The following is a 14,240-nucleotide window of genomic DNA, read 5'->3' as shown; positions in this document are numbered from 1 at the left end:
CGGTCGCTCGACCTCTCCCTCTCGGGAGAGGCAACGCGCCGATGACCTTCGTCGAACGGCACGGCCTCTGGTCCGACGACCAGAGGCGGCAGGCGGCCGAGATCGTGCGGCGGATCGAGGCTGAAGGTCTCGAAGTCGTCCGCTTCTCCTTCCCGGACCAGCACGGCATCCTGCGCGGCAAGACGCTGGTCGCCGGCGAGGCGATCCGGGTGCTGGAGAGCGGCGTCTCCGTGACGACGACGCTGCTGGCCAAGGACACGGCGCACCGGACCGTGTTCCCGGTTTTCTCCGCCGGCGGCGGCTTCGGCATGGCCGAGATGCAGGGCGGCGGCGATGCCCTGATGATCCCGGCCCCGGCGACCTTCAAAATCCTGCCCTGGGCGGAGAAGACCGGCTGGGTTCTCTGCGACCTGCATTTCGCAGACGGCGCGCCCGTGCCCTTCGCGACGCGCAACATCTATCGCCGCGTGCTCTCGGACCTCGCCGGGCGCGGCTTCGACTTCACGGCCGGGATCGAGGTCGAATGCCACATCTTCCGGCTCGTCGATCCGAAGATGGACCCGGCCCATGCCGGGCAACCGGGCGAGCCGCCCGCGGTCGCGCTCCTGTCGCCCGGCTACCAGTATCTGACGGAGCAGCGCTACGACCTGATCGAGCCGGTGCTGGAGATCATACGCCGCGACGTGCTGGCGCTCGGGCTTCCCCTGCGGTCGGTCGAGGTGGAATACGGCCCGAGTCAGTGCGAATTCACCTTCGCGCCGACGGTCGGGCTCGAGCCGGCCGACCTCATGGTCCAGTTCCGGAGCGCCGTGAAGCAGATCTGCCGCCGGCACGGCTTCCACGCCACTTTCATGTGCCGGCCAAAACTGCCGAACCTCGTCTCGTCGGGCTGGCACCTGCACCAGTCGCTCCGAAGTCGGGAGACCGGCACGAACGCCTTCGCGTCGGAGGGCAGCGACGATCTCCTGTCGGAGACCGGCCGTCGCTATCTCGCCGGCCTCCTCCACCATGCCCGCGCGGCGGCCGTGTTCACCACGCCGACGATCAACGGCTACAAGCGCCTGCGCGCCTATTCGCTCGCCCCGGACCGGGCGACCTGGGCGCGCGACAATCGCGGCGTGATGATCCGGGTGCTCGGCAGCCCGGGCGATCCCGCGACGCGGCTCGAGAACCGGATCGGCGAGCCGGCCGCGAATCCGTATCTCTACATGGCGTCGCAGATCCTCTCCGGGCTCGACGGCATCGACGGGGGACGCGAACCCGGGCCGTCGGCCGACACCCCCTACGAGGCCGAGGCCTCCCGGCTTCCCCGAAGCTTGCGGGAGGCCGTGCTCGCCCTCGAAGGCGACAGCTTCTTCCGAGAGCATCTCGGCGAGCGCTTCATCGACTACCTCGCCCACATCAAACACGCCGAGATCGACCGCTTCGAATCCGAGGTCAGCGATTGGGAGCACCGGGAGTATTTCGAGGTTTTTTGAGCGAAGGCCTAGTCTGCGCCGCGGGGCCGCGTCAGGCGCGAAGGCCTGTTGCGTGTGCCACGAAGGTGGGCGATGCCACGGCGTTATTTCGTGCTAGATCAACCGCGATGCGGCCGGCCATCGGAGAAGGCACAAGATGAGACGCGTTGGGTTCTTCGTAATCGCGGCCGCCGCGGTTGGTCTGGCAGGGCTGCCGGCCCTGGCCGATACGGTCAAGGTCGGGGTCATCGGTCCCTTCTCGGGGCCCTTCGGCATCTTCGGCAAGAACTTCAAGGCCGGGATCGAGGCCTACCAGTCCAAGAACGGCAAGACCGTGAAGGGCCACAATGTCGAGTTCATCTACCGCGACCTCGACGCGATCGATCCCGCGAAGGCGAAGGCGCTCGCCCAGGAGCTGATTGTCAAGGATCGGGTGCAGTATCTGGCCGGCGCCTATTTCACTCCGGACGCGATGGCGATCACGACCGTCATCGACCAGGGCAAGACGCCCTTCGTGGTCATGAACGCGGCGACGTCCTCCATCACGGAGAAGAGCCCGCTGGTCAGCCGGACCTCCTTCACGCTCTGGCAGATCACCGTTCCGGCCGCGAAGGCCGCGATCGAGGAGGGCGCGAAGCGGGCCGTGGTCGCGGTCAGCGATTACGGGCCGGGCCTCGACGCCGAGGCGGCCTTCAAGAAGACCTTCGAGGCCGATGGCGGCACGGTGACGGATTCTATCCGCATGCCGGTGCGGACGACCGACTTCGGCCCCATCATGCAGCGCGTGAAGGACACCAAGGCGGACGCCGTCTTCGCCTTCCTGCCGAGCGGCCCGCCGACCCTGGCCTTCGTCAAGGCCTTCATCGACAACGGCCTCAAGGCCGCCGGCATCAAGCTCATCACCACGGGCGACCTGACGCTCGAGACCGACCTGCCGGCGCTGGGCGATGCCGCGCTCGGCATCATCTCGACCTACGGCTATGCGATGTCGCACGATTCGCCCGAGAACAAGGCCTTCCTGGCCGAGCTGAAGAAGGTCGGCCTGCCCGAGAAGGAAGTCGTGATGACCGCGGTCGCGGCCTATGACGGCACCCGGCTCCTCTACCGGATGATCGAGGCGACCGACGGCAAGCAGGACCCGGCGAAGGCGATGGATGCCGTCAAGGGCTATGCCTGGGAGAGCCCGCGCGGCCCGGTCTCGATCGACCCGAAGACCCGCCACATCCGCCAGAGCATCTACAAGCGCGTGGTGGAGAAGAAGGACGGCGAGTATATCAACCGCGAGATCAAGGCCTATCCGGATCAGCCCGATTTCGGCCTGATGCAATAAGGCCCGGCCTTCGGGGCCCGCGGTTCGGATCACACGGCCCCTCGTGCAGACGGCCGTCTCGATCCTGTTCGACGCGCTCGCCTACGGGATGGTGCTGTTCATCATCTCGATCGGCCTCTCGGTGACGATGGGGCTGATGCGGGTCGTGAACCTCGCGCATGGCGCCTTCGCGATGATCGGAGGCTATCTGGCCTCCTGGGCGACTCTGTCGCTCGGCTTGCCCTACGGGGTCGCCATCCTTCTCGCGGTGGCAGGCGCCGTCTTGCTCGCGATCCCGCTCGAGATGACACTCTATCGACGGATCTATGGCGCCTCCGATCCGCTGGTGCAGGTGCTGATGACGATCGGCATCACCTTCGCGGTGATAGGCGCGGCGAACTGGGCATTCGGGCCGACGCTGAAGACGATCCCTCTCCCCGCAGCCTTCACGGGCCCGGTCGATCTCGGCTTCCGGACCGTGCCGGCCCATCGCCTCGTCGTGATCGCGACCGGCGCCGCCGTGGCGCTCGGGCTCTGGCTCCTGATCGAGCGGACCGATTTCGGCATCCGACTCCGGGCGGCGGTCGACAACCCGTCGATGGCGGCCGCGCTCGGGATCCGGACGCAGCGGATCTACGCCTTCGCCTTCGCGCTCTCCGTGGGGCTCGGCGCCCTCGGCGGCGTGATCGGGGCCGAGATCCTGCCCGTCGAGCCCTATTACGCACTCCGCTACATGGTCACCTTCCTGGTCGTGGTCTCCGTCGGCGGCGCGGGATCGATCTCGGGCGCGCTCCTGGCCGCGCTGCTCCTCGGCTTCGTGGATACGACCAGCAAGTATCTCCTGCCGGAATACGGCGAGTTCTTCTTCTATGCGGCCGTGATCGCGGTCGTCTGGACCTTTCCGCGCGGCCTCCTGGGACGGGCCCATTGAGCGCGCCCACGGCTTCGGTGTCCGCTCCTGCCCGGTCGCGGTCGCACGGTCGCATCGTCCGTCGGGACCGCCTGGTCACGCTCCTCGGCATGGCCGCGATCGCGGCCGCCGGGGCGGTCGGCTTCTTTCTCTTCCCCTACGATCTCGGCCTGCTGAGCCGGATCTGCGCGATGGCGCTTCTCGTCCTCTCCCTCGACCTCGTCGTCGGCTATTGCGGGGTGGCGACGCTCGGCCACGCCGCGCTGTTCGGGGCGGGTGCCTACGGGGCCGGGGTCGTGGCCGTGCATGCTGGGATTACGGAGCCGTTGACGCTGCTCCTGATCGGGATGGCGGCCGGCGGCGTCTCGGGCCTCGTGTCCGGCCTCGTCATCCTGCGGGCCTCCGGCCTGCCGCAACTCGTCCTGTCGATCGCGGTGGTCCAGCTCGCGGGCGCGCTCGCGAACAAGGCATCGACCGTCACGGGCGGCAGCGACGGGCTGTCCGGAATCACGCCGAAACCCTTGTTCGGAACCTTCGAGTTCGATCTCTACGGCCAGACCGGATACGTTCTCGGCATCGCGCTCCTGATCGTCGTCTTCGGGCTCCTGCGGCTTCTCGTGCGCTCGCCCTTCGGGCTCCTCTGCCGCGGCATCCGCGAGGACGAGATCCGCGTCCGGGCGCTCGGAGCCCGCATCAAGCCGGCGCTCGTCACCATGTACGGCATCTCGGGGCTCGTCGCCGGCTTGGGCGGCGCGCTGTCCGCGATCACGACGGGCGTCGTCGGGCTCGACAGCGTCAGTTTCGAGCGGTCCGCGACGGCGCTCGTGATGCTCGTCTTCGGCGGGTCGGGGTCGCTGTCGGGCGCCATCATCGGCACCGTCGTCTTCCAGGTCTTCGAACATATCGTCTCGGCCGCGAACCCCTTCCACTGGCTCACCATCATGGGCCTTCTCCTCATCGCCGTGATGCTGTTCCTGCCAGGCGGATTGCAGAAGATCGTGGCCTCCGTCCCGGGCCTGTGGAGGCGGCGGTGAGCGCGCTCCTCACCGTGGAAGCCCTGCGGAAATCCTTCGGCGGATTGCGGGTCAGCCAGGATATCTCGCTCACCCTGTCGCCCGGCGACCGCGTCGCGCTGATCGGCCCGAACGGGGCCGGCAAGACCACCTTCGTGAACCTCGTCAGCGGCCAGCTCCGCCCCGATGGCGGCCGCATCCGGCTCGGCGACGAGGATGTGACCGACCAGGGCGTCGAGGCCCGGGTCCGGCGGGGGCTCGTCCGCACCTTCCAGATCAGCCGCCTGTTCCAGGACATGAGCGTCGTCGAGAACGTGCTTCTGGCTCTGCTGCAGCGCCATGGCCGAACCGGTCGACTCCTGCGGAACGCCCATGCCGATCCGGTGCTGGAGGACGAAGCCCACGCGATCCTGGGTCAACTCGGCCTCGGCTTTGTCGCCGAAGCGCTCGTCCGGGAAATCGCCTACGGGCAGCAGCGGCTGGTCGAGATCGCGATCGCAGTCGCGCTGCGGCCGAAGGTGCTGCTCCTCGACGAGCCGGCCGCCGGGGTGTCGCGCGCGGAAGCGCCCCGCATCGTCGAGGCGATCGACCGCCTGCCCTCCGACATCGCCGTCCTGATGATCGAGCACGACATGGACCTGGTGCTCCGCTTCGCCCGACGGGTCGTGGTCCTGGCCTCCGGGGCGGCGATCTTCGACGGCTCCCCTGCCGCGGTCGTCGCCGATCCCCGGGTGCGCGAAGCCTATCTCGGCAATTACGCCGGAACGGCTCACGCATGAGCGGCGCCGCCTCGCTCGAGGTGACAGGGCTCACCGCCGGCTACGGCGCGACGCAGATTGTCGAGGAGGCGAGCTTCGCCGTGGCGGCGGGCGGGCGCCTCGCCGTGCTGGGCCGGAACGGTGTCGGCAAGACGACGCTGCTCGCCGCCCTGATGGGCCTCGCCCGCCGGCATGAGGGTCAAATCCTCCTCGACGGGCAGGATGTCGCGGCGCTGTCCACGCCCGAGCGCGCCCGGCGGGGTCTCGGCTACGTGCCGCAGACCCGCGACGTCTTCCGCTCGCTCACCGTGGAGGAAAACCTCGTCGCCGGCCTGAAGGAACGGCCCCGCTCGGCGCTGGTCGAGGCCTATGCGATGTTCCCGCGGCTAGGAGAACGGCGCCGGCAGACCGCCTCGCTCCTCTCCGGCGGCGAGCAGCAGATGCTGTCGACCGCCCGGACCGTGCTCGGCCGGCCGCGCGTCCTCCTCCTCGACGAACCGCTCGAGGGCCTGGCGCCGGTCATCTGCGACGAACTCATGGCGGCGCTTCACCGGCTGACCGAGAGCGGCGACATGACGATCGTCCTCGTCGAGCAGCAGATCGAGCGCGCCCTCGACTTCGCCCAGGACACGGTGGTCATGGACCGGGGCCGCATCGTCTGGTCCGGCCCGAGTCCGTTACTCCGGAGCGACCAGGCCTCGATCGAGCGCCATCTCGGCGTCGGGGCCTTTCATTGAGGCGCTGGGCGGCGCTCCGGTTCGGGCTGGTCCTCGCCCTCACGACGACCAGCTTCGGCCTCTGCGCGGCTCCTTCTCCTCTCGCGGGAGAAGGAGCTCCCGGACACGACTCGGCTGACAGACAGGCCCAGCCGGCCGAAACCGCCTCCTTCCCCTCCCTGTACACCGACCCGCAGCCCTTCCTGGCCGCGATCGCGGCGGAGCGGCAACCTGCGCCGGCGCGGCCGCCGACCGTCACCGGCATCACCGTCCCGCACCACCTGCTTGCGGCGGACCTGATCGCGCGGGGCTTCTGGGCCGCCCAGGGCAACCGCTACGACCGGATCGTCATCCTGTCGCCAGACCATTTCAACCGAAGCCGCAAGCCCCTTGCGACGAGCGCGCACGACTTCGACACCGTGTTCGGGAGGCTCGCGACCGATCGCGATGCGGTTGGAACGCTCGTCGCGGATAGCGAGCTGTTCGAGGTTTCGGATCTCTTCGACCGCGAGCACGGCATCGCGGCCCTGCTGCCCTTCGCGAAGCACTTCTTTCCCGACGCGAAGATCGTCCCGATCGCGATCTCGCTCCGGGCGGGCCGGGCCGAGTGGGACCGGGCGACGGCGCTCCTGGAGAAGCTTGCCGGACCGGGCACGCTCGTCGTGCAATCGACCGACTATTCCCACTACCTCCCGGTGGTCGCGAGCCTCGCCCGCGACCAGGAGACCTTGAACGTGATCGCGGCCGAGGATCCGGCCGCGATCGAGCGACTCGTCTCGTCGGACCACATGGATTCGCGGGGCGCGCAGTATGTCCAGATGAGCTTACAGGCGTCGCGCGGGTCCCGAGGGACCGTGATCGCGAGCCGGAACTCGGTCGAATACGTGCCGCATGCCTCGCGCACGACGAGCTACCTCGTCTCGGTCTATGCGACCGAGACCGAGGCCTTCCCTTACGCCTATCCGGACCAGGAGGTCCTCGTCTTCGGTGGCGACGCCTTTCCGGGGCGCTGGCTAACCAAGGCGCTCGCCACGCCCGCCATCGCCGACGCGATCGCGGCGCGGGTCAGGACCCTGACCGGCGGGGCGCCGCTCGTCCTCAACCTCGAAGGCGTGCTGCTGACCGAACCGCCGGAAGGCATCGGCGACCATCTCCACGCGATCCATGCCGGGCTCGCTTTGCCCATCCTGAAGGCCATGAACGTCAAGGCCGCCGGCCTCGCCAACAATCACAGCTTCGATCTCGGTCGTGACGGCTACCGCGAGACGATCGCCCATTTGGAGCGAACCGGGATCATGCCGATGCCGCACGGACGGGTCGCCGATCTCGGGCCTGTCCGGATCATCCCGCTCAACTTCGTCGGCCGGAACGACCGCTCCGGCTTCCCGGTGGTGCGGGAGGGCGATCTCGACACGCTCTGCCGAGCGGCCGCGCGCCCGCCCCTCGTCGCCTTCGTGCATTGGGGCGTCGAATACGCGACCGATATCGGCCCGGCCGAATACGAGGCCGCCCGCAATCTGCATCGCTGCGGGGTCGGCGCGATCATCGGCGCGCATAGCCACCGTGCCGCCGCCCGGATCGAGGCGCCGCAGGGCGGCGAATACGCGCTGCTTCCGTCCCTCGGAAACTTCCTCTTCGACCAGACCTCGCCCCGGGGCACAGGCGCCCTTCTCGAGCTGCGCCGCTTCCGCCAGGGCACCTTCGCGGTGCGGCTGATCCCGCTGCCGAACCTGTTCGAGCTCGGCAACGCGCTGCTGCGTGGGCGCGAGGCGGGTGACGTCACTGGTTCAGATACTGGTCCGTCAGGCGGTTCGGCCGGAAATAGGTGAGCGCGATCGGCCGCGAGGCGATCTGCCGGCCATCGGCCGTCTGCAGCACGACCTTGAATTTGTGTTCGGAGGATTTCGGGGCCTGCAAGGTGACGGTGTAGCGCGCGCTGCCGCCTGCCCGGACGGTGCGCTCGAAGGCGACCGGCAGCCGGTAGCGCGTCTGGTCGAGCCGGAACTCGAGCGGCTTCTTGCCGACGGCCTCCTTCTCGGCCCCCTCGCCGCATTCCGCCTCGACCGGGGTGCGGGCCAGCAGGAGCCGCGCGTTGAAGGGAGATGACCGGGTCTTCTGCTCGCCACCTTGCGTCCGCCACCCGTAATCGAGCGTGCCGCCCGCGTGGAGGACGATGTCCCGCTCATCGAGCCGAACGAGACGCCCGAGGGTGCCGAAATAGCCGGTCGCCACGATCTCGGCGAGGCAGGCGCCGGGATTGCCCTTGGACTTGCAGGCGATGCCGCCGCTCTGGGCCCGCTGCTTCAGGATATCGGTCTTGACCCCGGCGGCCCGGAGCTCGGCCTCAAAATCGACCTTGCTGACGGTCGTGACATTGCCGACCTCTTTCGTGATCGCAGACGGCGAGGCGGCGTTCGAGCGTGGCGCCACGAAGTTGAAGCGGAGCTTGGCGCCTTCCGCCGCACCCCAGCCGAAATTCTCGAGTTCGTAGCGCGGGGAGAAATCGGAACGGGCCCGCGCGCTGCATTCGCCCGAGGAGCCGCCGCTCATCTGGATCGCGGGCTGAAGATCGGTATTGCTCGCATCCACGTCGAGATAGGCCCCGCGCACCCGGACCGGGGCAGCCGCCCGGTTCTGCACCTCGAAGACGAGCGACAGAGGCGGCATGTCGCCGGCCGCGAAGGCGAAGATGCCGTAGCTGCCGCGCCCGGTGATCCCCTCCTCGCGCTCGGTCAACTGGATCTCGCCATTGCCCTTCCAGGCATCCATCAGCCGCCCCTTGCTCGGCCGGATCAGGAGTCCGCTCTCGGCATTGCTGGTCGTGTATTGCAGGAGGTCGGGATCATCGACGCGATCGACCGTGATGCCGAGCCGGATGTCGTCATTCGCAGCGACTCCGGGGCCGAGCTGCGCGACCCGGAGCTTGCGGGAATTCGCGACCTCCTCGCCGGCCACCCATCGCGACTGGTAGGCGCCGCCGCCCGGCAGGATCGTGCGGCCCCGTCCCTCCCGCAGCCCGCGCCGGAACAGGCCCTCGAAGATCTCGCCGTCGACGTCGTAGAACCGGCCCAGGCCTTCCGCGCCACCATGCTCGAACCGACCGGCATATTCGGCGCCGTTGCCGAGCTTCATCGCGCCGGTGCCGGCCGGGCGCCCGCCGACCCAGCCACCCTCGTAGGACAGGCCCTGCCGATCGCGATAGCTCCCGACGCCGTCCGGACGACCGGCCTGCATGCGGCCGCGATACTCGGCCACGAAGGAGGCCGGATCGTAGGAGGGCTTCCCGGCGGCCCGCCAGACGAGCCGCCCCTGGCCGGTGATGCGTTCCGCCTCGCCATCCGCCGGACGATCCGGCAGCCAGGTGAAGTCGAGCCCCCGCGACGGCGTGGGGTCCCAAACCGTGTAGAGCTTGCGGACGAGCGCCTGGGCCTTCGGATCGTAGACCGGCTGGCTGCGGCTGCGCCACGCTCCCGCTTCGGCCGGAAGGGCGACGACTACGCGGGCCGTCGGGGAGGCGTCGTCCTCCTCCGCCCCGGCCGAGCCGCACAGCGCTAGGGCGAAGAAGACGCCGGCCAGAAGGGTTGCCGCTGATCCGAGATGCCGGTCCGCCATCGCTCGCTCCCTCCGCCTCGAAATCCTATCGCCCGAAACGGCCGGCCGGAAGGTCCATCACGGACCCGGCGCGACGGCGAGATCGAGCGTCTCCGCCCGCCGCACCCAGGCCGCCTCGTCAAACCCGATCGCCTGCAGCGTCCCGCCCGATGTCGCGACGACCAGCGTGTCCGGACCGGCCCAGCTGAGCCCGTTCGCCGGCCGCCGCGAACCGAGCTGCGTCGGACCGGCGGAGGGCTGCAACGACAGGTGTCGCTCGAACCCGGTCGCCGCGACCGTCCAGAGATAGAGCCGCCCATCGACGCCGAGCGCCGCGAGCCGAGCGCCGTCGGGACTGAAGGCGACCGCCTTCGTCTGCGGCGATTCCGTCCGGAGCGTCGTCCAAGTGCCGGCGCTGCGGTCGAGCACCCGGACGTCCTCGTCGTCCGCCGTGACCGCGAGCCGGCGGCCGTCCGGGCTCTCCGACAGGCTTTCGGGACCGCCGCGCTCGCCAGCCGGCCTGTCGGCCGCGGAGCGTAGAACGGTGTGGGTTTTCGCGGCGGGCTGCCAGCGGCGGATCTCGCCCCGGACGTAGGTCGCGACGAGCGAGGCGCCGTCGGGGCTCGCGAGGAGGCCCCAGGGATCCGTGCCGGGACCGATCGCCGGCAGGAACGCGTCCTGTCCGGTCGCGGGGTCGTGCAGCGCGATGCGGCCATCTCCCAGCGCGACGGCGAGCATGCGCCCGCCACCGGTCCAGGCCAGGCCCGGGTTGGCATTCGCGTCCCAGCGTTTCACGACAGGCTCGCCGTCGCCGCCGCTTGCCGGCCAGATCGCGACGGCCCCGTCGTCATGGACCGCCGCGATGCGGCCGTCGGGCGCCCAGGCGACCGAGCGCGTCTCGAACTCGCCGCCCGGCCTGTGCAGCACCCGTCGCAGGGCATGGGTGCGCCGGTCCCAGATCCTGACGGCGCCGTCGCCGCCGCCGGCCGCGACCAGGCTGCCGTCCGGGCTCGCCTGGACGCGAAGCAGGTTCACCATCCGCTCGGGACGGAAAGCCGCGCCGACCTGTCCCGTCGCGTCGGATCGCCAGACCCGCACGATGCCGTCGGAGAAGGCCGTCGCGAGCCGGTCGCCCGCGGGCGACCAGGCCGTCGCGACCACGACGCCGCGCTGGCCCGGCAGGCGCGTCGATCCCGCCGACGCGACGCCCGACGCCTCGGACCGGCGCAGCCACCAGAGGCAGGCCGTCGTCTCGCCGCAGCTGAACGCCGCCTTCGTCCCGACCGGCGAAGCGGCCACGCTGCCGACCGGTCGCGTCGACATGCCCGCCCGCAAGACCACGCTCCCCTGAACCGGGTCGACGATCACGGCCTCGCCCGACGCCGTGCCGGCGGCAAGCCAGGCGCCGCCCTCGCCGAAGCCGATCGAGGTCACGGGCGAGCCGAGCGCGACCGTCCGGCCATGCGGCGCACCCGACGGCTCGAAGACGAAGACGTTGCCGCCCTCGTCGCCCATCGCGACCTTGGTCTCGCTCTCGTCGATGGCGACCGACAGGGCTGGACCTTCGCTCAGGCGGCGTGTCGTGCAGCTTTGCCCGTCGCAGGTCGCGAGGCTCAGGCCCTCGCCGTTGGCGGCGGATGCGACGAGGGCGCCGGTCCGGCCGATCGCAGCCGCGTCGACAACCGTGTTCGGGCCCGGGCGGACGAGCTCGACCGCCTTCGGGTCCGACCGCCCGATGGCCAGGACCGAGCCGTCCGAGAGCGCGGCCACGACCCTGTCCGGCGCGACCCGCCGGATGGCTCGCACGAAGGCATGGCCCGCCTTCAGGTCTTCGACCGGCGGCGAGGGCCAGGCGGCCGCGTCGAATGTGCGGTCGCCAGGCTGGCCCGGCACCGGGATCCGGCGCAGGACCCCGCCCTGCGAGGCGAAGCCGAGCGTGCCGCCGTCGAGCCAGGCGAGGGCCTGGGCGGGACCATCGGGGAGCTTCACCGTGCCGGCGAGGTTCGGGATATCCAGGAGGGCGGCGAGGAGCGCCGAGCGCGTATCCTCCCGCGGCAGCTGCCGGTAGGCCCGGAGCGCGCTGCGCATCGCCTCGACCGGATCGTCGTCGCGGAGCTCGGCCTGGGATTTCGCCACCCAGCGCCCAGCCTCGGCCGAGGCGAGCGCGTCGGCGGTGCGCTGCTTCTGCATCTGGTTCAGCGCCGCGAAACCGCCGGCGGCGGCGAGGCCGATCGCGACCGCGACCGTGGCCGCGATCGTGAGCCGGGCAAAACGGCGCGAGGCCGCGGCCCGGGCCTGCGCTGCCGCAGCCTTTTCCTCCGCGGCCAGCCGGTCAGCCTCGGCGAGCCGAAGCTGGCTTTCGGCCAGCCGGCGCTCGTTCTCGATCCGCTGCAGGCGGGCCTCTTCCTCAGCGTCGTCGCGCGTGCGGCAGCCCGCGAGGTAGTCTCGCGCCGTCTCGCCGAGGTCGCCGGCGAGGTCCTGGCGGGCCGCGATCGTCTCGGCCTCGGCAAGGCGGGTGCCGGTATGGTTCAGCCAGTCCTGGCCTCGCGCATTCGCAACCCAGTCACGGGCGGCGCGCTTCACGGCCTCCAGGATGGTGAGGGCGGAGAAATCCTCCTCGAGCCAGCCCCGCAGCAAGCCCCATTGCCGCAGCAGCGCTTCGTGCGCCGGCTCGATCGTGGTCTCGACCCGCTCCCCCGCGGTGTCCCGCAGGACCGACCGGTCGATCGAGAGGAGCCGCTGCTCGACCAGGAGACGGATGAGCGGTTCGGCCTCCCTCGGGATGTCAGAGAGCGGCACCCGTCGCCGTCGCGGGCTCGCGGTCTCCGGGTCGACATTGGCGAGCCACGGAATCAGCCCGCGCCGGAGCAGGAGGAGGCGGGAGGCGGGATCGCGCGGCAGGCGGGCATCGTGGTCGGCTGCCACCATGGCTCGCCGGACCGCGGCCTCGATCGCGCCCCGGATGCCGCCGAATTCCTCGTAATCCTCTAGCCGGAGCGCGCCGCCGCCGCCGAAATCGAGATAGAGCTGGCCGAGCGTGAAGGCGAGGAGCGGCAGCGCGTCCGAGCCGCCCCCCCGCTCGATATCCTCGAGCAGCCGCTGGGTCAGCCGCGCCTCGATCGCGAGCGGCCGGTTGGTCCCCGCGAGGCGGGCCGCCGGGCCCTCGATCACGGTCTGGTAGGCGCCGCGCGGCATCGGCAGGAGCGGTAGGGTACGCTGGCGCAGGCCTTCCAGCGGCTTCGCGGTCTCGAGATGGTCGTAGGAATCCGACCGGATCGTGAACAGCACGATCACGGCCGGGTCGTCGGCGGTGACGAGGTCGCGCACGAACGCCAGCAACTCCTCGCCCTCGCAATCCTGCCGGAACAGCTCCTCGGCCTGGTCGATCGAGATCGTGACCATCGGCGGCTTCGCCGCGCCCTCGGCATCGGGCATCACGGTTTGGGCCCGGCCCGCGAGCCGGGCGAGCAAAGGCTTCAGCGTCGCGGCCCCGCCGGCGAGGGCGGTCCGGATCGCGGCGCGGGATTGCGGGATGCCGCGGGCCGCGAGCGCCGCTTCGAGCGCCGGCAGGAGGCCGCTCTCGCCGGTCACGGCCCCGCCCTCGGGCCGGATCACCGGCAGGGCCAGGAAGGTGCGGTCGTCGCGCGCGAGCCGCGGCAGGAGGCCCGCCCGGAGGAAGGACGACTTCCCGGCCCCAGACGCCCCGATGATCACGAAGAGGCGCGGCGCGGCGGCCTCCGCAAGGCCCCGCAGCATGTCGAGGCCCTCGACGATCGGCGCATCGCGGCCGAAGAAGATGCCGGCATCCTCGGCTTCCAGCGCCTTCAGACCGCGATAGGGCGACCGGCCCGGATCGGCGTCCGGCGGCCAGGCGAAGAAGCGCGGATCGAGCCCGGCCCGGGCAAGGCCGTCTTTCAGGCGGGCCAGGCCCTCGTTCGAGAAGGTGACATGGATCTCCTCATGCGTCCGAGGGAGCTCCGTCCGGATCATGCGGTGATCCTGGCCGGAGGCGAGGTCGACCATCTGGAAGGTCTCGGTCACCTCGGAGGGCAGCTCCGCGACCGGGATGACCTCGACCAGAGCGCCGAAGAGCCGCTTGTTCAGCCGGCGGGCAAGATCATATTCCTTGCGGCACCAGCGCGAGGCGATCCAGGGTCGCGAGACGAGGAACAGCACCGCTTCGCAGCGCGAGGCCGCCTCGTTCAGCGACCGTTCCCATTTCTCGCCGGCCGCGATGCCCCGATCGGGCGTGATGTCGAGGAAGACGTCGTCCCAGCCCTGCTCCCTCAGCCATTTGAGCAAAGCCGCCGCTTCGGCGTTGTTCTGGCTGGAATGGCTGATGAAGAGACGCGACATGGGCGCCTGGAGCCTCTCTCCGGTGCCGGGAGCGGAACCTCTTTTGGGTAGAACGCACCCGCGATACGGTCAAGCTTGCGGGTCGGCTGCTCCCATCCGGGGCTGCGGCATGCTGACCGGGCGTGGAACG

Annotated in this window: 9 protein-coding genes; 7 read left to right on the top strand and 2 right to left on the bottom strand. The window is 70.4% G+C overall.

From position 1 onward, the window contains the following. Positions 1-41 precede the first annotated feature (41 nt). The 7 genes from ACFE87_RS08050 to amrB all read left to right on the top strand — a co-directional run bounded on the left by ACFE87_RS08050 (position 42) and on the right by amrB (position 7,992). Positions 42-1,478, top strand: coding sequence for a glutamine synthetase family protein (locus ACFE87_RS08050; RefSeq protein ID WP_375459108.1), 1,437 nt, complete (start codon positions 42-44; stop codon positions 1,476-1,478). 136 nt (positions 1,479-1,614) lie between these two features. After that, positions 1,615-2,787 (top strand): ABC transporter substrate-binding protein, encoded by a 1,173-nt coding sequence (locus tag ACFE87_RS08045; RefSeq protein WP_375459107.1) that lies wholly within the window; start codon positions 1,615-1,617, stop codon positions 2,785-2,787. 43 nt (positions 2,788-2,830) lie between these two features. Next, entirely contained in the window at positions 2,831-3,697 is an 867-nt protein-coding gene (locus ACFE87_RS08040; RefSeq protein ID WP_375459106.1) for a branched-chain amino acid ABC transporter permease, read from the top strand. A gap of 89 nt (positions 3,698-3,786) precedes the next feature. Beyond that, a complete protein-coding gene (locus ACFE87_RS08035) occupies positions 3,787-4,710 on the top strand; it encodes a branched-chain amino acid ABC transporter permease (RefSeq protein ID WP_375459147.1) in 924 nt (307 codons plus the stop codon). Beyond that, entirely contained in the window at positions 4,707-5,468 is a 762-nt protein-coding gene (locus tag ACFE87_RS08030; RefSeq protein ID WP_375459105.1) for an ABC transporter ATP-binding protein, read from the top strand. Before ACFE87_RS08035 ends, ACFE87_RS08030 begins: the two co-directional genes overlap by 4 nt. Beyond that, complete coding sequence (locus ACFE87_RS08025; protein WP_375459104.1) at positions 5,465-6,184, top strand: ABC transporter ATP-binding protein; 720 nt, start codon at positions 5,465-5,467, stop codon at positions 6,182-6,184. Before ACFE87_RS08030 ends, ACFE87_RS08025 begins: the two co-directional genes overlap by 4 nt. Then, on the top strand, positions 6,181-7,992 hold the full coding sequence (gene amrB / locus ACFE87_RS08020; protein WP_375459103.1) for an AmmeMemoRadiSam system protein B: 1,812 nt from the start codon (positions 6,181-6,183) through the stop codon (positions 7,990-7,992). The genes ACFE87_RS08025 and amrB overlap by 4 nt, the downstream gene beginning before the upstream one ends. Here amrB and ACFE87_RS08015 read toward each other — a convergent pair. Continuing rightward, positions 7,943-9,775 (bottom strand): hypothetical protein, encoded by a 1,833-nt coding sequence (locus ACFE87_RS08015; RefSeq protein ID WP_375459102.1) that lies wholly within the window; start codon positions 9,773-9,775, stop codon positions 7,943-7,945. The genes amrB and ACFE87_RS08015 overlap by 50 nt on opposite strands. Before the next feature lie 57 nt (positions 9,776-9,832). Next, positions 9,833-14,110, bottom strand: a complete 4,278-nt coding sequence (locus ACFE87_RS08010) for a TIR domain-containing protein (RefSeq protein WP_375459101.1) — start codon at positions 14,108-14,110, stop codon at positions 9,833-9,835. Positions 14,111-14,240 lie beyond the last annotated feature (130 nt).

Origin of the sequence: uncultured Enterovirga sp. (assembly GCF_964242715.1) — a bacterium.
Taxonomy (GTDB): Bacteria; Pseudomonadota; Alphaproteobacteria; order Rhizobiales; family Beijerinckiaceae; genus Enterovirga.
Note: the sequence above shows the minus strand (reverse complement) of the source record. Positions and strands in the feature narration are given on the sequence as shown.

What these genes read in the sequence shown, in the direction of transcription:
- ACFE87_RS08050 (WP_375459108.1), top strand. Translation starts at nt 42, where the DNA reads ATGACCTTCGTCGAACGGCACGGCCTCTGGTCCGACGACCAGAGGCGG.
- ACFE87_RS08045 (WP_375459107.1), top strand. Translation starts at nt 1,615, where the DNA reads ATGAGACGCGTTGGGTTCTTCGTAATCGCGGCCGCCGCGGTTGGTCTG.
- ACFE87_RS08035 (WP_375459147.1), top strand. Translation starts at nt 3,787, where the DNA reads ATGGCCGCGATCGCGGCCGCCGGGGCGGTCGGCTTCTTTCTCTTCCCC.
- ACFE87_RS08025 (WP_375459104.1), top strand. Translation starts at nt 5,465, where the DNA reads ATGAGCGGCGCCGCCTCGCTCGAGGTGACAGGGCTCACCGCCGGCTAC.
- ACFE87_RS08015 (WP_375459102.1), bottom strand. Translation starts at nt 9,775, where the DNA reads ATGGCGGACCGGCATCTCGGATCAGCGGCAACCCTTCTGGCCGGCGTC.
- ACFE87_RS08010 (WP_375459101.1), bottom strand. Translation starts at nt 14,110, where the DNA reads ATGTCGCGTCTCTTCATCAGCCATTCCAGCCAGAACAACGCCGAAGCG.